The following is a 302-nucleotide window of genomic DNA, read 5'->3' as shown; positions in this document are numbered from 1 at the left end:
TTCATTGCCAGGGAGAAGACAGCCCGGAAGACCAGCATCACGATAAACCACCAGAACAGGTTATATCCGATGTTGGCGCCTGCGTTTGTGGAGGAGACGATGGAGCCGGGGCCGATGGAGGTCGCCGCCAGGATGAAGCCGGGGCCCAGCGCCGCCAGGAAGTACTTCAGGCCGCTTTTGTCCGAAGACTTCGTTTGCTCGATGTTTGCCAATTCACTCATCTCTACTACAAATTTGAACGATTCGTGCGGAAGAGCAGCATACCTTCCCGCCTGAACGTAAGTATATAGGGCCGTGGCCGG

Annotated in this window: 1 pseudogene; it reads right to left on the bottom strand. The window is 56.0% G+C overall.

Going from position 1 to position 302, the window contains the following annotated elements:
* Nucleotides 1-212: pseudogene (locus NE547_RS18145) on the bottom strand (hypothetical protein); the annotation flags it as partial.
* Nucleotides 213-302: the final 90 nt, after the last annotated feature.

It is taken from the genome of Flavonifractor sp. DFI.6.63 (assembly GCF_024462255.1).
GTDB classification, from domain to species: domain Bacteria; phylum Bacillota; class Clostridia; order Oscillospirales; family Oscillospiraceae; genus Lawsonibacter_A; species Lawsonibacter_A hominis.
This window is presented reverse-complemented; position numbering and strand designations above follow the sequence as displayed.